The sequence below is a fragment of the Odoribacter sp. AF15-53 genome, assembly GCF_003479425.1.
Classification (GTDB): Bacteria; Bacteroidota; Bacteroidia; order Bacteroidales; family Marinifilaceae; genus Butyricimonas.
Map to the genome: position 1 here is coordinate 212,216 of NZ_QUHC01000004.1, position 17,128 is coordinate 229,343.

12 protein-coding genes are annotated in these 17,128 nt (G+C 40.0%); all 12 read left to right on the plus strand.

Annotation, left to right across the window (positions count from 1 at the left end; translation table 11 throughout):
- Positions 1 to 11 precede the first annotated feature (11 nt).
- The 12 genes from DWW52_RS10685 to DWW52_RS10740 all read left to right on the plus strand — a co-directional run bounded on the left by DWW52_RS10685 (position 12) and on the right by DWW52_RS10740 (position 17,121).
- A complete protein-coding gene (locus DWW52_RS10685; protein ID WP_158582564.1) occupies positions 12 to 1,529 on the plus strand; it encodes a RagB/SusD family nutrient uptake outer membrane protein in 1,518 nt (505 codons plus the stop codon).
- 29 nt (positions 1,530 to 1,558) lie between these two features.
- Positions 1,559 to 2,464, plus strand: a complete 906-nt coding sequence (locus DWW52_RS10690; RefSeq protein ID WP_118715501.1) for a hypothetical protein — start codon at positions 1,559 to 1,561, stop codon at positions 2,462 to 2,464.
- 237 nt (positions 2,465 to 2,701) lie between these two features.
- Positions 2,702 to 4,405, plus strand: a complete 1,704-nt coding sequence (locus DWW52_RS10695) for a S8 family serine peptidase (RefSeq protein ID WP_118715502.1) — start codon at positions 2,702 to 2,704, stop codon at positions 4,403 to 4,405.
- Positions 4,406 to 4,411: 6 nt separating this feature from the next.
- A complete protein-coding gene (locus DWW52_RS10700) occupies positions 4,412 to 5,542 on the plus strand; it encodes an aspartyl protease family protein (RefSeq protein ID WP_118715503.1) in 1,131 nt (376 codons plus the stop codon).
- Positions 5,543 to 5,546: 4 nt separating this feature from the next.
- A complete protein-coding gene (locus DWW52_RS10705) occupies positions 5,547 to 6,716 on the plus strand; it encodes an aspartyl protease family protein (protein ID WP_199691983.1) in 1,170 nt (389 codons plus the stop codon).
- A gap of 29 nt (positions 6,717 to 6,745) precedes the next feature.
- Positions 6,746 to 8,020: a co-chaperone YbbN gene (locus tag DWW52_RS10710; protein WP_118715504.1), complete on the plus strand. Its 1,275-nt coding sequence runs from the start codon at positions 6,746 to 6,748 to the stop codon at positions 8,018 to 8,020.
- A gap of 57 nt (positions 8,021 to 8,077) precedes the next feature.
- Complete coding sequence (locus DWW52_RS10715; RefSeq protein WP_118715505.1) at positions 8,078 to 9,169, plus strand: redoxin domain-containing protein; 1,092 nt, start codon at positions 8,078 to 8,080, stop codon at positions 9,167 to 9,169.
- Positions 9,170 to 9,175: 6 nt separating this feature from the next.
- Positions 9,176 to 10,273, plus strand: coding sequence for a TlpA disulfide reductase family protein (locus DWW52_RS10720; protein WP_118715506.1), 1,098 nt, complete (start codon positions 9,176 to 9,178; stop codon positions 10,271 to 10,273).
- Between the two features lie 110 nt (positions 10,274 to 10,383).
- A complete protein-coding gene (locus DWW52_RS10725) occupies positions 10,384 to 10,959 on the plus strand; it encodes an RNA polymerase sigma factor (protein ID WP_118715507.1) in 576 nt (191 codons plus the stop codon).
- 89 nt (positions 10,960 to 11,048) lie between these two features.
- Positions 11,049 to 12,218: a FecR family protein gene (locus DWW52_RS10730; RefSeq protein ID WP_118715508.1), complete on the plus strand. Its 1,170-nt coding sequence runs from the start codon at positions 11,049 to 11,051 to the stop codon at positions 12,216 to 12,218.
- Positions 12,219 to 12,303: 85 nt separating this feature from the next.
- Positions 12,304 to 15,660: a SusC/RagA family TonB-linked outer membrane protein gene (locus DWW52_RS10735; protein ID WP_118715509.1), complete on the plus strand. Its 3,357-nt coding sequence runs from the start codon at positions 12,304 to 12,306 to the stop codon at positions 15,658 to 15,660.
- A gap of 3 nt (positions 15,661 to 15,663) precedes the next feature.
- On the plus strand, positions 15,664 to 17,121 hold the full coding sequence (locus tag DWW52_RS10740; protein WP_118715510.1) for a RagB/SusD family nutrient uptake outer membrane protein: 1,458 nt from the start codon (positions 15,664 to 15,666) through the stop codon (positions 17,119 to 17,121).
- The last annotated feature ends 7 nt before the right edge of the window (positions 17,122 to 17,128 follow it).

A 17,128-nucleotide genomic window follows, 5' to 3' on the forward strand; every position in this document is an offset into this window, starting at 1 on the left:
TGATAGGCGATATGAAAAGATTTTTCAGTTATTTAGTTATTAGTGCTTTGGTCATCGGGATGATGGGATGTGGCGATTTTTTGGAGGAATCCAGTCTGGATGAAGTGCGTCCGAGTACGGTGACCGAGTTGGAGCAATTGTTGTTAGGTGAGGGGTATTTGAGGAGGGAGCAAGTATTCTTTTATATAGAGTTATTGACAGATAACGTGCAGAATTCTTTTAGTCCTAATGTAAATCACGTGACGTTGTTACAGCAAGGAGCTCCTGCATTCACGTGGGATCCTAATATGTTTGATAGGATGGATGAGTTGCATGTTACTGGGATAGATACTTGGGAAAAATTGTATTCCAAGATAAAAGGGTGTAACGTGGTGCTTGATATGCTGGATAAAGTTTCCGGTTCCGAAGGGAGTAAGTTGAACCAGAAGGGACAAGCTTTGGCGTTGAGGGCTTTTTATTATTTCGTGTTGGTGAATACTTTCGCGGAACCGTATAATAAGGAGGGATTGGATTTGAATACCGCTTTGGGGGTTCCTTTGATTTTGGAATCTGCGGTGAAGGATGAATTTCCTCCACGTGCGAGTATCGCAAAGGTGTACGGGCAGATTGAATCTGATTTGTTAGAGGCTGCAGAGTTGTTGGATAAATACGGGAAAGATAATGTATTGTACAAGGTAACTCCTTTGTTCGTGTCTACCTTGTTGTCGCGGATGTATCTTTACATGGAGAACTGGGAGAAAGCAGCCGAGTATGCTTCGAAAGTGATTGAAAGGAATCCGCAGTTGCGTAAATTGTCCGATTATGTAAAAATAGAGATAGACGAATGGTTCGGGGATGAAATAATTACGTATGATAAAGAGAATGGAGGCGTGTATAATTTTGATAGTCCGGAACTTATTTTCGGGTATGGAATTTACAAGAATGACGAGATTTTTTTCCAATTTCCTGATATAAGTACTTATCCCGGTTCCGTGCCTGTTTTTGCCGTGTCAGAGAAGTTTATATCACAACATGATAACAATGATTTGAGATCGCATTTTTATTATCAAGAGTATTGGAAGATGATGTTTCCACCGGTGAGGGGTATTTTGCGAGGAAATAAATCATTTTCGGATAATTCATCCAATCCGTCTCAAGGGATGCGGGTGGCGGAGGCTTATTTGAATCGTGCGGAGGCAAATATCCATTTATTTATGAAGAATGGGAAGGATGAAAATCGCGTAAGTGCTTTGAAAGATTTGAATTATTTACGGGCACATCGTTTTAAACAACCTTACCATGATGTCAGTATAGCAGACGGGCAAGAGTTATTGGACTTTTGTTTGGAGGAGCGTCGTAAGGAATTGGCTTTTGAGGAACATCGGTGGTTTGATTTGCGTCGCTGCGGAATGCCGGAGTTAGTACATGAAATCACATTCACGCAAGGACAGGTGCAAGAAGTCCGGTTGGAGAAAGGGAGTAATCGTTATGTATTGCCGATTCCTAAAAAAGTGTTGGATAAAAATCCAGCGTTGATACAAAATCCGTGAAGTGTTAATGAATTAAATGAAAAAGAATTATGAAAGAGATATTGTGGTTATTTTTTGGGTGCGTGTTATTGGTCAGCTGTTATGATGAGGGGGAATTGAAGCCGTCGGAAGCACCCGAGTTGATTTATGGAAAGTATACTTTACCCCAGGGGACTCATGATTATGATGATGATATTGTAGCGTTTTATAAACAATATAGTTCGTTGATTTTGTATAAGTTTACGTCTAAAGATTTTGGCTGGTTTCCCACGGGCAATTTTGCATGGGATGCAGCAGTGGATACTATTGAACGTACGGGTGGTGTTCCGAAATATGATGCGCAGGTAGCAGATGAGTTATACGTGGGGGAACAGTTGCAATTATTGCGAGATAAATTATTTGATTATTTACCGGATACGTTAATGCATTTGTTGCCACAAAAATTGCTATTATGCAGTGTCTTGGATGCAGTCCCTGTTGGTTTGGGATATAATCCAAAGCCGGAGCAGCGTCAAGCTTTGAATGTGTATTCTGGTTTTTATCACCTAGCGATAAATTGGGGAAACGCTAAGATTCTGACAATGACACCTGAAGAACGTAACCGTTTTAAGATAGATGTGTGCGTGGCTTATATGAAGGCCGTGGTTGGTTCTTTGGAACAACCCGAAGAATTTTTTATGGTGTCTCGTTATACAGAAGAAATTGATAAGGATCAGATTTATGCAAACGGGTTATTGGATTACGAACATAGATTGAAACTGGATGAGGATTGGCTTGATTATTTGAAATTGGCAATAGAAAATTCGAAAGAAAGCTTGGAAGCGGAAGGTGGAATGTTACATGCTTCGGTGGATGTGAATGGTAAAATCCGAGAAAAATACACGATCATGGTGGATTTTTTGAAATCAAAGTATGGGTTTGATATTCAAGCAATAGGAGATGACATTGAATCGTGATGTGAAATGAGGGTGTCTGACAAGTCAATTTACATGGAACTACCACCCTTTCCCCTCCTTACACGGGAGGGGGAGCCGGAGGGGGTAGTTGTTTTGTAGGAAAATGACTTGTTAGACACATCCATAAATTAAGATTACGTGAGAACCACATGCTGTTGAGTGTGGGGTGTTATGGATGAAATGTATCGAAAAAGACATTTTAAGAGTATCGTATGTATTAAAATAAAACTGTAAAGGATGAAAAAGTATTTTTTGTTATTAATGGCAAGTGCGTGTATTCGTGTTGCAGATGCACAAGCAGTAAAACAGAACGAGCAGGAACAAAAAAAACAGTCGGATTTGGATTGGTATAATTGTTCTTTTGATAAAGATGGGGTGTATGGTGCTGAAGTCAATAAGGCGTATGATTTTTTGAAAGGGAAAAAGATAAAAAAAAGACCGGTTGTCGCATTGATCGGGTCGGGAATGGACGTGGAGCATGAAGATCTTAAGCATGCAATCTGGGTTAATTCGAAAGAGAAAGTAGACGGAAAGGATAATGATAAGAACGGGTTGGTTGATGATATAAACGGTTGGAATTTTTTAGGAGGCAAGGATGGGCAGGTGATGGAATCTATAACACGAGAAGGAGACCGGGAGTTTTTGCGCTTAAAAGATAAATACGCTGACTATATATTTGACGGGAAGAATTATTGTAAAATTATAGACGGTAAATTGACCAAGGTGGCCGATCCTGAAAATATAGAGGAGTATAATTATTTTCGTAACAAGATTGTGTCCGAGTCTCCTATGGCCGGAGCTTACGGGGGATGGATGCTTTCCTGTGTGGTCAAGGAGTATGCTCGAAAGTTCGATCAGATGATGAAAGAACGTTTTCCCGGTAAAGAATTGACGGCAGAAGAGTATGGCATTTGTTATGACCCGAAGGCTCCTCGTGATTCTTTGGCTGAGGTTACGTATATGTTGTGCGCTTATGGCTTTACTGTTTATCAAACATCTAGTTGGGATGTAGTTTATAAGAATATCGAAAATGGAGCCCAGATCGCACAGGCCAAAGCAGAGTATGAAGCTAAGGAGAAGCGATTTGGTTTCGATGGCCGGAAAGATATAATCGGGGATGATTATTTGGATATTAATGATAATAAATACGGGAATAACGTGTTATTGACTCCTGATGCAGCTAACGGGACCATGGCAGCGGGTATTATTGCAGCCAAACGGGAGAATGGTTTAGGGGGAAATGGTATTATGGATCAGGCGGAAATCATGACGTTACGCGTTAGTGCTAGCGATGGAGAGCCGTATTTGAAAGATATCGCATTAGCAATTCGTTATGCGGTGGACCATAATGCGGATATTATCGTGTTACCCGTGCAGAATTCTCTTTATCCGGAAGATCAGAAGAAGTGGGTTAGTGAGGCTTTGGAATATGCGGAAAGTAAAGGGGTGCTTGCTATCGCTTCTGCTTGGGAAGGATCTCAGGATTTAGCGGTAGAAACTTATTTCCCGAATCGTTGGATGACGGGGAAAAAGGAGTTGACGAATCTGATGATCGTGTCTTCTTCCGATAAAGAGGGAAATCCTTCAATGGAGTCAAATTACGGGGCAAAAGAAGTTGATCTGTATGCACCGGGAATAAATATTTACTCCACGTACACGGGGGATGCTTACCAGACGGGTACGGGGTTAGTTTTGGCCGCATCGACAACAGCGGGGGTGGCTGCTCTGGTAAAAGCGTATTATCCTCATTTGACGGGAACGCAGATCCGGAATATTCTGTTGGAAACGGTTACATCAAGAAAAGACGCTGAGGTCGAAAAAGGGATTATCGTGGATGATAAACCCACTCAGGATTTATTCTTGTTCGGTGATTTATGTCTTTCCGGTGGTATCATTAACGCCTATCAAGCTGTTGTTGCGGCGGATAAAATCGCAAAATAATTGCTTATGAGGGTGATTTTTTGGATATTATTGAGTTTGCTTGTTGTGCCGGTTTCGGCACAACAAGCTATGAGCGTGATCCCTTATCGTTTGGTAGGGGGTAAGATGATCGTGACCATGAGCGTGAACGGTCAGGAACGTTCGTTTATTTTTGACACGGGCGGTCAGGTAGCGTTGACGGAGGAACTTTGTGATGAATTGGGAATTCCGGTAACGGATTCCGTGAAAACCACGGATGCGAATGGTAAAGAGGTGAATTTGCCCCGGGTAACCATATCTAGTTTGTTGACCCCGGACGGGATGATTAATTTTGCGGGTGTTACGGCGATGAAACTGGCTTCTTCTACTTCTTTTGAGTGTTTTGGTGCGGACGGATTCATCGGAAGCAATTTGTTTAAAAACATGATTGTTGAGATTGACGGTAAAACAAAAACAATATTAATTTCAACGGCAGAAAAGGCTCCCACGATTTCTCTACGTAAAATGATCCCGTTTTCCCAGAAAGGATATATGCCTATCATCACGTTGCAAGCGGGAACGGGTAATAATTTGGATGTGTTGTTTGATACGGGAAGTCCCCGTTTCCTGTCTTTAAAAAGTTCTGATTATGAGAATTTGCAAGAGAGAGGAGCTTGTCGAACCATAAGTGAAGGATTCGGGGGAGGTTCTATTAGTGTTGGGGGAATGGTTGAGTCTGATTTATCTCGTCGGGTTAATTTCCCCGTAATTTCTCTCGGGGCTACAAAATTTAGAAATGTGACCACTGAAACTTCTACTCCTCCTTACACGTTATTGGGGGTGAAGTTGTTAGAATATGGAAAGGTGACGATTGATTATTCTCGTAGGCATCTGTATTTTGAACCTTACGAGCAAGAGTTCGATTTAGCAAGTAAACATTATAACGTGAATTTGCGGGTTAAGGATGGTGATTTAGTCGTGAGTACCGTGTGGTCGAGCATGAAGGGGATGGTTGAAGTGGGGGATAAAGTTGTGCAAATTAATGGAAAGTCCGTGAAAAAGTATGATTTTTGCGAGAGTATTATCATGGGGATTCCGGAGTTGAAAGCCAAGAAGAAGACAAAATTGACAATTCTTACGAAACAGGGGAAGAAAGTGATTATTTATCAAAAAGAATAGTGATATGTCCAGAGTGAAATACGGGGTGTTTTTTCGTGTCTTTTTCGTTTTTTCGTTAATGTCTAGTTCTGTTCAAGGTCAGTCGGTAAAGCGAGTATGTGACACGATTCATTACGAGTTTATCCAAAATAAGATTATTATTCCAGTGACAGTGAATGGAGTGACGGTGAAGTATATCGTGGATACGGGAGGACAGACGGGTACGGATTGGGAGAATGCGCAAAAGATGGGAGCTGTGGGGACGGGGGCTTCTACTTCGATATCTGATTTGAACGATAAGAGGCAAAGGTACCAGATTGCCGAGGTGAGAGATGTGTGGTTGAGTCCGAATTACCAGTTAAACAAGATGAAGACAATGGTCCTTCCGGTTATAGAAAGTTTTCGAAGTTTGGGGGTGGTCGGAATTCTAGGAGGTGAAGTATTTGCCCAGTCTGTTGTTACTTTTGATGCGAGAGAGAAAATCATGGTGATTAATTATCCTTATCGCCCGGACCGTTTGAAGGTAACGGATGGAATGGAGATGTTCGGGAATGATTCACATCACCCAGTTGTGAATATGGATTTTGGTGGAGTTGAAAAAAAAGTGGTGTTTGATACGGGAGCGGATGGATTTCTTTTAATGAATTCGTCTAGTTTTGAAGATATAGAAACTAGTGGGAAAGGGAAGAAAGTGGCACGGGCTTTTGGTATTAATGGGATTGGGTTGGAAGGGGTGAGCCATCCGGTGGAGATTGATAAGGTTAATGTGGAAGAGATGATTATTGCAGGGAAGAAGTTCTCGAATGTTGAAAGTTTGATTTCTGACCGGGGGGCGTTGATTGTGGGGATTGATTTGTTGAAGTATGGTAAGGTCGTTATTGATTATATGCGGAATAGATTTTACTTTTTCCCTTTTGATGTGGGTGTCACGGATATGAGAGGAATGTCTAAGATTTGGAACGTGGGTATATTACCGATTAATGAACGTTTTGAAATCACCACGGTATGGGATAGTATGAAAGATGTAGTATCTTTTGGTGATCAAGTTATTGATATTAACGGTACCGATATAACGGGATTCCCTATGAGTCAACCGGAGATTGATCGTGTGATGAATGCGATCGAAGGTGATGTGGCATATATTGTAATATTGAAAGACGGGAAAAAGAAGAAGGTGGAGATCAGGAGAGAATGAGATAATTTTAGATTTTAAATTTTAGATTTATGGTTAAGAAACTGATAGTGATTTTGAGTTTGTGTCTGTTGGGAATGATAACATGGGCTCAATCGAAGAATACTTCTACCGAGGTGAAGGATTACCGGGAGGTAGATGGGAAGATTATTGTTGAAATGGTTGTGAATGGTGTTTTTGCCGATTTCGTACTGGATTTGGCGGGAGATCATGCGATTTTGCCGGAGTACGTGGAGAAACTTAAAGTAGACCCGAACGTGAAAGGAAGTTTTCGTCATAATTCTCCTCTATATAAAAGGGTTTCCGTGACGGGATCCGTGAAAATCGGAAATATATCTTTCGGAAATAGCGTGTTCGGTAATGATGTCTCTGCATTTGTATTGAAAGATGAGCCCTATTTGAGAAAGTTGGGTGTTGCCGGAGTGGTCGGAGGGGCTTTGTTTAAGAATGTGGTATTAACGATTGATTCGAAACGAAAGAAAATAACTATGACGACTCCGTATCGTCCTTCTTATATGAAATTGGATTATCGGGTTAACGTTTCTTTAATTCCAGCAACGGGTGTGACATGTCCGGTAGAGTTGAATGGGGAGGTTTATTCTTTATTGTTCGATACGTGGAGTGACGGGCTTGTTATTATGAATGAGACTGATTTCGCAAAATTGAGCGGGAACACCGGAGGTGACGTGAAAACGAGTACGGGATACGCGGCAACGACAACCGCAACAAAAAGTAAAATCGTGGAGAAAGGTCATTTTGTAAAGAGCGATTTAGGGAATGTCGTGGTTGCCAAGAGTGAGTCGTTGCCTCACTCCGTGCTGGGGAATGGGATTTTGAAACAGGGGTTGGTTTCAATTGACTATGGGAAACAAAAATTGTATTTCCAACCTTTTGATTTAACAGAAGTGAAAGATGAGGTTGAGGGAACAGAAAATATTAAAATTGAGCCGGGTAAATTGAACCCGATTACCCGAGAATATTTTTTGGAACACGTGTATGACTATCGGAAGAGTAAGGAGTTCGTGTTTAAAGGGGATAAGCCCGTGGTGATTGATTTTTGGGCTAGTTGGTGCGGACCTTGTATGCGATTGATTCCCGAATTGGAGGCTATGGCAGAAAGGTATAAGGATGACGTGATATTTTTGAAGGTAAATGCCGATAAGGAGAAAGAGTTGTGTAGTATGTTTAATATCGTTGGTTTGCCCACGTTGTTTTTTATTCCAGTCGGAGGCCAGCCGATTATAGAAATGGGAGCAACTCCGGAAAAATATTTGGAAATTATAGAGACACAATTGCTAAAGAAATAATATTCTTGGAAGAAAACTAAATGGAGAAGAATAAAAAGTAATTAAAATGTTTATAGAATGAGGGGATTAATTGTTTTTTTCATAATCTGTTGCGTGGGATGTACACGACAAAATTCACGTTATCAGTTTAGTATAAAAGGAAATATCGAGGGCGTGAAATATGGAAAGGTTTGCTTGATGACTCCGGGTGATTCTTCGGAAGTGTTGTTCTCGACGGATTTGGATGGTGGTAAATTTGAATTGAAAGGAGAATTGGATGAGCCGAGACATTTTATTTTGAGCGTGAATCGGAAGAAAATATATTTCTTGATGGATGGTCGAAATATGGAAATTTCTTGTCCATATTCATCTTTAAGCGATCAGTATGTGAAAGGTTCTCCCGCGAATGATTTGGCGTTGGAATATGATAAGCTTGTACAAGAGGGATATTACAAAGGATTGAATATTCTGGTCAATGAATACAAGGCTTTGTTGGATGCGGGAGAACAGAAAATGGCAGACGAAAAGATGACGCAAGCGTTGAAGATGGAGGATAAATATTTCGAATTGACTCGTGATTTCGTCAGACTGCATCCGGATAATATCTTTTCTGCTTATATTTCAAATATTGTAAAAGGAGAAAGTTACGAGAAAGGAAAAGAATTATATAGTATGCTTACGCCCAAAATGCAAACTTCTTATTATGGACGTTCGTTGAAGCAGAATACCGATGCTTTGGCAATCTCTGCTTTGGGGGGACCGTGTCCTGATTTCACGGCGACGGATGAGTCGGGTAATAAAATTTCGTTGAATTCTCAAAAAGGGGGTATAATGGTACTTGACTTTTGGGCTTCTTGGTGTGGACCTTGTCGGCAGGAGATGAAGAATCTGAGAGGACAATACGCAGAGTTTAAAGATCAAGGGGTTCGATTTATGAGTATTTCGTTGGATGATTCCGTGGATAAATGGAAAAAAGCTTGTGAAGAAGAGCAGATTCCTTGGATTAGCGTGCGGGATGATAATGGATGGTCGAAGTCTGAAATTCGAAAGTTGTTTGGTATTCAGGCGATTCCTTTTATCGTGTTGTTGGATAAAGACGGGAATATCGTGGCAAAGAATATTCGTCGGAATAGTTTGCATGAGAAGATTTTAGAACTGTTACAAAAATAGGAAGTTATGAAGGTGATAAATATTATTTGGGTTTGTGTCGTGATTTGTTCCGGTTGGATAACTCCTTGTCTCGCACAGCAACCGAATGAAAAGGATAAGGTTATATTTGGACGGGTTGCATCTGTGTATGAGGCAATTCCTCTAGATTTGAATGTGGATGAGTTGCTTCAAAAAGTGAATGAGGCTGACAGGCAAGTGAATCTGGCGATCGATTCTCTCTCTACAAGGGAAGCAAAGGAGAAGGCTAGATTGCTGCGTTTCAGTGGATTATTGAGGAGTTTGGGAAGGTATGTAACAGAGACAGGAGATCAAATGTTAAAAAGTGAATTGGCAGAACGAATCAACGGGTTGGATTTGGATTCTCCAAATCTGGATTTGTTGAGTGACGTGGAGATCATGAATTTGTTGAATGGTTATTTCCGGGTATTTATGTCAGAAGTTTCAGAATTAGAGAGGGGAACTTATGTCTTATACAATATCAAGAGCGAGAAGGTGCGTAATCTTTACGTGCTTCCCATGTTAATTTGGGAATTAAAACAAAAAGGATACACTACGGATATTCAAAACTTATTGGATGATATTGAACTTTGTTCCAAAACGGAGGCCACGATACAGAAAGCAAAAGAGTTGAAAGCGGAATATTACCCGGTTCGAGTGGGGGAAATGGCCCCGGATTTTGAGATGGAAAACGAGTACGGGAATATGGTGAAATTGTCGGATTTTCGAGGTAAAGTCGTGTTTATTGACGTGTGGGCAACCTGGTGTGGTGGATGTGTTGAAGGATTACCTGATTTTATGGCTTTGAGGGATCAGTATAAGGATCGGAAAGATGTTGTGTTTTTAACGATTTCAGATGACGGAATTGAGGGGAAGGCCCATTGGCAGAATTTCCTGAAAGAGAAAAAGTATACAGGAAAAATACCTCATTTGCTTATAAACAATAATAAAGATCGGTTTGAAGAAGATTATTGTATAACCGGGATACCTCGTTATATCTTGATTGATAAGGAGGGAAAAATCGTGAACGCTTGGCACGTGAGTACGAGGCACGAGATGTTCCCTTGGTTTTTTGGCGTGGAACTGGATAATTTGAATAAAAATTAATTTCGTAATATTCGTGTGTTGATCCCGGTTCGGTTTTAGCTGGACTGGGATTTTTATTTACGAATTAATTCGTTATTTTTGTTCTCGTTATATGACTATCGTGTGTCGTTATGAAAAGAGAAAACGGTGATTTAGAGGCGTTTGTAGGTGATCTGCAAAAGGGCGACGAGAAAGCTTTTCGAATATTATTTGATGAGTTCTATGTTGCTCTATGTCTTTTTGCAGTGCGGTTTATGGAGGATCGAGAGGCAGCTGCTGACATCGTGCAGGAGGCTTTTTTAAAATACTGGGATCGGCATGCTGATTTTGATAATTACTACAAGATAAAATCTTTTCTTTACGTGGTGGTGCGTCATGCTTGTTTGAATCTGCTTCGTACGAAACAGGTAAAGCTGGAAATAACCGAAGATATAGCTATGGATTCGGATGAGTTTTTTCAGGATCAGGTGATGGAAGAGGAGGCGTATCGTGTGTTTTACAGGGCGATAGAGCATTTGCCGCCTCAAATGCGTAGTGTGATTAAGTATGTTTTGGAGGGATTGAAAAATGCGGAAGTGGCGCAGAAAATGGGGGTGTCGGAAAATGCAGTGCACGCATACAAGAAAGAAGCGTATAAACGATTGAAGGATACGATGAAAGAACATTATTATTTGTTTGAAATTATTCTCTTTTTGTTGTTTGATTAGTTAATATATGTTAAATATCAAAAGACGACATACCATAAATTGGATGTCTTGTGTTGTAATGGTAACGTGGATAAAAACATTCAACACAAATGGATAAAACTTATTTTGATATCGCTGTTTTAGTTGGAAAATACTTGGCGGATAACCTGACAGAAGAGGAACGTTCCCTCTTGGAAGAATGGATAGCTTTGTCGGAGAGAAACAGGAGGTGGTTTCAGCGGGTGACAGATGAAAAATACAGAACCTGGAAAGGGAGTAATGTCCGGTTGGTGGATGTTGAAAGAGGATGGCAGGATTTGCAATCGAAACGTTCGAAAAAGGCGGGTAAACGTTTATGGGTTCGTTGGTGTCGGTATGCTGCTATACTCGTGTTACCTTTACTTGTAGGGATTATCATTTACCGGTATACGGAGGAACCTCAGGTCGAGGAAACAACAACGATTACGTCTGGAACGAGTAAAGCTAGGTTGATTCTGGCTAACGGGACCTCGATATCTTTGGAACAGCAGCAGAAACGGGTAGTAGAAGAAGAGAACGGGACAAGGATAGATCTTCAACAACAACAGGTTGTTTATGAAAATGCTATTAGTGATGAATACGAGGAATTGGTTTACAATGAGTTGGTGATCCCTCGTGGCGGAGAATATTCTTTAACGTTGTCAGATGGAACCGTGGTATATATGAATGCGGATTCCAAACTTCGATTTCCAGTCAAATTTGATAGGAATTTGCGGATGGTGGAATTAGAAGGAGAGGCTTATTTTAAAGTACAACGTAACGAGAAGGTCCCGTTTATCGTGAAAACTTCCCAGATCTCCGTGCAGGTGTTGGGAACGGAGTTTAATGTTTCTGCTTACGCGGAGGATTTGGTTATTCAAACGACGTTGGTAAGTGGAGCTGTAAAAGTTTTTTCGGAAGATGAAAAAGAAAGTGTGATATTACGACCGGGAGAGCAAGCCGAATTTAGTAGAATCACGCACGAGATACAGCTTGAGACTGTTGATGTATCCTATGTCACGGCATGGAAAGATGGACGACTCCGTTTTCAGGAAAAGCCATTATTCGAGATCATGAAAAATGTGGCCCGTTGGTATGACGTGGAAATTATATATGAAGACGAGGAGGTGAAATATTATCCGTTTGGGTGTAATTTCAATCGTATGGCGACGATCGAGTCTTTATTACAAATATTTGAGGCAACCGGGACTATCGAAACTCGTGTTCAAGGGAGAAAAATATGGATAAAGGAACGGAAATAAAAACGGAAGATGCTGGAAACATCCTCCGTTTGTAAAGTACTTTGCAAGGAGTACATTAATTTTTATAATTAAACATTTCAAAGTTATGAAAAAAAATCGTTGGTTCCCTCATCTATGGGGAATAAAAATGAAGAACGTGTTGCTGTTTTGTCAGGCGACCCTCTTGTTGTGCTTTTTTAGTCCTGGATCGATGATGGCACAAAATCAGAAAAGTGTCATTCATTTGTCCATGAAGAATGCGACCTTAAAAGAGGTCATTTGGGAAATTGAGAAGCAATCTGGATTTGTGTTCGCATATAATGCGGATGATTTGCTTAAAGCGGGGAAGGTTAACGTGGAAATCGATGGAAAAACCGTGCGGGAAGCGTTGGATATCTGTTTGAAGAATATCGGTTTATCTTATGTTGTGCAAGACAACATTATTGTGATAAAACAGAAAGAAAAAGAGTTTCCCGAAATGAAAAAGATTACGGTACGGGGGAAAGTGGTAGATAAGGAAGGAATACCTTTACCGGGAGTGACCATTCTTTTGAAAGGAACAACTTTAGGAGTTGTCACTGATATTGATGGAAAATATTCGCTTACCCTTCCAGAAGTTGATATGCCCGTGCTTGTTTTCTCTTTTGTCGGGATGAAGGGGCAGGAGGTTAAATATACGGGTAAGAATGAGATAAACGTGGTTATGGAAGAGGATGTGAAGGCTATGGAAGAGGTTGTGGTTACAGGTATCTTTCGTAAAGCCAAGGAAAGTTTTACAGGGGCGGCGACAATGGTTACGGATAAAGAATTAGCTATGGCTGGAAACCGAAGTATCGTATCCACGCTTCGGAATTTGGATCCTAGTTTTAATTTGAGTGAGAGTCTTAATTTTGGTTCTGATCCTAATCATTTACCAACGATCACGGTTCGGGGCATGAGTAGTTTATCTTCAGAGATTCGAAGTGTGACCGAGGAGAGTACGAATTTGCGTGAGGCGAATCAACCTTTATTTATTTTGGACGGTTTTGAGATTTCGTTGGAACGTTTTGTGGATATAGATGAGAGTACGGTTGCTTCTATAACTATATTGAAGGATGCGAGTGCCACGGCGATATACGGTAGTCGTGGATCTAACGGGGTAGTCGTGATTACTTCTAAAGTTCCGGAATTGGGAAAGTTACGTCTTTCGTACACGTTGAATTTGAACATGGAAACACCGGATTTATCTTCTTATAATTTGATGAATGCTTATGAGAAGTTGGAGTTTGAGAAAGCTTCTGGTTTGTATACGGCTGCTAATGTTGCGGATCAACCGGCATTTAATGAGATTTATAATCGCAGAAAGATGTATGCCGAGCGGGGTGTGAACACATATTGGCTAAAATACCCGGTTCGTACGGGAATTACGGCTAATCACAGTGTCGGGCTTTCTGGGGGAGATCAAAGTTTCCGTTATTCAGCCCGTGTTTCTTATCGTTTGAATAAGGGCGTTATGAAAGGGTCCGAGCGTGGGGCGTTTAATGCTAGCTTATTGTTTTCTTATAATTTCAAGAAATTTTCTTTTAAGAATGATATGCTAATATCGACAACGAAAGGGACAAATTCTCCTTACGGAGGGTATTCTCAGTACGGGAACCTAAATCCTTATTTAAGACCGTATGATGATGATGGGAATATCGTGAAAATATTGGAAACGAGCAATTTTTTAAATGGAGGTTCCATTCCCAATCCTCTTTATGATGCATTATTGGCACAGAAAGACGAGAGTAAGAATTTTTCGATAATAGATAATTTATCAATCGAGTATTCTCCGATTCCAGGTTTGAGAATTGCGGGGCGTTTTAACGTAACTTCTATCCATAGACGTGGGGATAAATATTTGCCTGCCGATCATACTTCTTTTGATAATTATACAGAAGATCGGTATGGTGAAAAGGGATCGTATTCGTATTCTCCCGGAGAATCAATTAAATATGAAGGCGATATAACTCTTCATTATAATAAAGAATTTGGTAGACATATGTTGAGTGCGGGACTGTCTTATAGTATCTCGTCATCCAAAGAGGAAAGTTATGCCATAAAAGCGGTTGGTTTGACAGCTCCGAATGCTGATTATTTGGGAATGGCTAACCAATATGCCTCGGGAAGGCCTTCCAGTAGTGATTCAAAAAATCGTCGTGTAGGAGGGATCGGAATGATAAATTATACTTATGATCATAGATTTTTTGTTGATGGTTCAATTAAGATAGAAGGATCTTCACAGTTTGGAGCTGATCGGCGAATGGCTCCCTTCTGGTCCGTGGGGGCGGGATGGAACGTGAATAACGAAAAATTTTTGAAAGATCAGCAGATTTTGTCCACATTCCGGTTAAGATTGTCATACGGAAGTACTGGTAGTCAGGGTTTTAATTCTTATCAAGCTGTTACAACCTACAAGAGTGTTGATGGTAAAGGATATAATGGTTCGTATGGAGTTTTGTTAATGGGACTGGGAAATCCTGATTTAGGTTGGCAGAAGACAAACCAGTTGAATGGAGGATTTGAACTAGGATTTTTGGAAAATCGTTTCCGTCTGAATTTTGATGCTTATAGTAAAATCACAAATGATTTATTGACAGATATTTATTTACCGACGGCAAGTGGTTTTGAAAGTTATAAGGCAAACGTTGGAAAGGTGAGTAATATGGGGTATGAGGTAACCTTGAATTGTGCTATTTTTAAGAGTATCGATCCCAAAGGTTTTTTCCTGTCAATCGGAACTTCTGCTTTTCACAATGTGAATAAGGTGAAAAAAATTTCTAATTCAATCGCTTTCTTAAATGATAAGATTTTGTCAGAAGCAGGTGTAAACCCTAGTTTCCTGTATAAAGAAGGGGAGTCGATGAATACAATTTATGCCGTGAAGTCTCTGGGAATCGATCCCGGTAACGGGAAAGAAATTTTTGTAACTCGTGATGGTTCGCTGAGTTACGTGTGGGATGCTAATGATCAGGTTCCTTGTGGGAACACGGATCCGATGATCTCTGGTAATTTGAATGTGAACGTGACGTACAAGAATATCACGTTGAATGCAATTTTTGGGTATACTTACGGGGGACAGAATTATAACTATACGTTGGTTGGAAAAGTCGAAAATATAGATCCGGCTAAAAATGCAGATCGACGAGTATTGTATGATCGTTGGCGAAATCCCGGTGATATTGTTAGCTATAAAGGAGTGGACAATAAAACGACAACTAAGGCTTCCAGTCGTTTTGTCATGGATGATAATATTTTCGAACTTAGGAACGTGTCCCTTAGTTACGTGCTTCCTACTGAATGGACGGATAAATTCGGGATTGGAAGAGTTTTTATATCGGCTAATACCGAGGATTTATTTCGTATTTCTTCTATTAAACAGGAAAGAGGGTTAGCTTATCCGTTTTCCAGAAAATTTTCTTTTTCATTAACAGCAACTTTCTAACTTATGAAATCAATCATTAACTTTTGGATTGTAATATTCATTCTGCTTTTCTGTTCATGCGCAGATTGGTTGAATGTTAATCCTCAGACAGAAATTAAAGAATCTGAACTTTTTAAAGATGAAGCTGGTTTTAAATCAGCTTTGACAGGCGTTTACATTATGATGGCCGATGAAAATTTGTATGGAATGAATATGTCTTTTTATCTGCCGGAACTTTTGGCCCAACATTGGTATTATACTTCTAGTACGGGGGATATTTTATACCGTTTATCTACATATGATTTTAAAACAGAGGAGTCTGACGAGAGTTTAATTGCTGATATATGGATTTGTTATTATAAGGCTATAGCCCAATTGAATAATATATTGGATTTCCTTGATCGTTCGGATGCTGTTTTTGAATACGGGAATGATAAGATTATTAAAGGTGAAGCTTTAGGACTTCGGGCATTCTTGCATTTTGAATTGTTCCGGTTATTTGCTCCGCATCCGAGCGGTAATAATCTGCAAGAAAAAACGATACCTTACATGACGAGTATGACTCGGAATATAAATGAATTAACTTCTATCGAGGCTAGTAAAGTTATTGAATATGTCGAACAAGACTTGAATTCGGCTGAAGTGTTATTGGCAGAGGCAGATCCGATATTGAAATATACGAATAATCAATTGAATTCTTTTACGGGGAGTACTCGGCCGAAAGATGATTGGCAAATGTGTAGACAGAGTCGATTTAATTATTATGCCATATTGGCAACTAAGGCTCGTTTTTATCATTGGATTGGGAATAAGGAAAAGGCGATGGATTATGCTCAAAAAGTGATCGATTCGGGAAAATTTAGTTTAACAGATAATACTTCATATTCAACAGGGGGAAGTTTGGTCTTTTTGGAAGAGAATATTTTTAACGTGGTAAACCCGGATCACCAAGATATTGTTAAAGGATTATTTATTGAAACACACCATCGTTTGAAGCAAACTTCAGATAATGTGAATGTGGCATTTGAGACGTCTATGAATCCGGATGACATTCGTGCTCGAATAGATCGGTACTGGACGGATAGCCCGGATGATGGCTATTTGTCTTTTTTGAAATATTGCGAGAGTTCTAAAGAAACGATTAAAGCAGCAAACAAAATTCCTTTAATTCGTTTGTCTGAAATGTATCTGATTTTAATGGAGTTAAAGCCGTTGGATGAGGCTGTTAGCTATTTCTATTATTATCGGGTATCGAGATTGATGAATTCTGTGTTAGATAATAATTTTGAAGACGAGGATACACGAATGCTTCGGATCGAGAAAGAGTATCGAAAAGAGTTTTTCGGGGAAGGACAAATGTTTTATTTCTACAAGCGTTTGAATTATCCTGCTTTTTCGTGGCCCTCTGATTTTGTTTTATCTTCCACGGAACTTTACACTATTCCGAAACCAGATGCTCAGTTGAATTATGAATTTGATTAAACTTTTG

Excerpts from the sequence above, each read along its gene's own strand:
- DWW52_RS10720 (WP_118715506.1), top strand. The coding sequence starts at position 9,176 with ATGAAGGTGATAAATATTATTTGGGTTTGTGTCGTGATTTGTTCCGGT.
- DWW52_RS10725 (WP_118715507.1), top strand. The coding sequence starts at position 10,384 with ATGAAAAGAGAAAACGGTGATTTAGAGGCGTTTGTAGGTGATCTGCAA.
- DWW52_RS10730 (WP_118715508.1), top strand. The coding sequence starts at position 11,049 with ATGGATAAAACTTATTTTGATATCGCTGTTTTAGTTGGAAAATACTTG.
- DWW52_RS10685 (WP_158582564.1), top strand. The coding sequence starts at position 12 with ATGAAAAGATTTTTCAGTTATTTAGTTATTAGTGCTTTGGTCATCGGG.
- DWW52_RS10735 (WP_118715509.1), top strand. The coding sequence starts at position 12,304 with ATGAAAAAAAATCGTTGGTTCCCTCATCTATGGGGAATAAAAATGAAG.
- DWW52_RS10710 (WP_118715504.1), top strand. The coding sequence starts at position 6,746 with ATGGTTAAGAAACTGATAGTGATTTTGAGTTTGTGTCTGTTGGGAATG.
- DWW52_RS10690 (WP_118715501.1), top strand. The coding sequence starts at position 1,559 with ATGAAAGAGATATTGTGGTTATTTTTTGGGTGCGTGTTATTGGTCAGC.
- DWW52_RS10705 (WP_199691983.1), top strand. The coding sequence starts at position 5,547 with ATGTCCAGAGTGAAATACGGGGTGTTTTTTCGTGTCTTTTTCGTTTTT.
- DWW52_RS10715 (WP_118715505.1), top strand. The coding sequence starts at position 8,078 with ATGAGGGGATTAATTGTTTTTTTCATAATCTGTTGCGTGGGATGTACA.
- DWW52_RS10700 (WP_118715503.1), top strand. The coding sequence starts at position 4,412 with ATGAGGGTGATTTTTTGGATATTATTGAGTTTGCTTGTTGTGCCGGTT.
- DWW52_RS10695 (WP_118715502.1), top strand. The coding sequence starts at position 2,702 with ATGAAAAAGTATTTTTTGTTATTAATGGCAAGTGCGTGTATTCGTGTT.
- DWW52_RS10740 (WP_118715510.1), top strand. The coding sequence starts at position 15,664 with ATGAAATCAATCATTAACTTTTGGATTGTAATATTCATTCTGCTTTTC.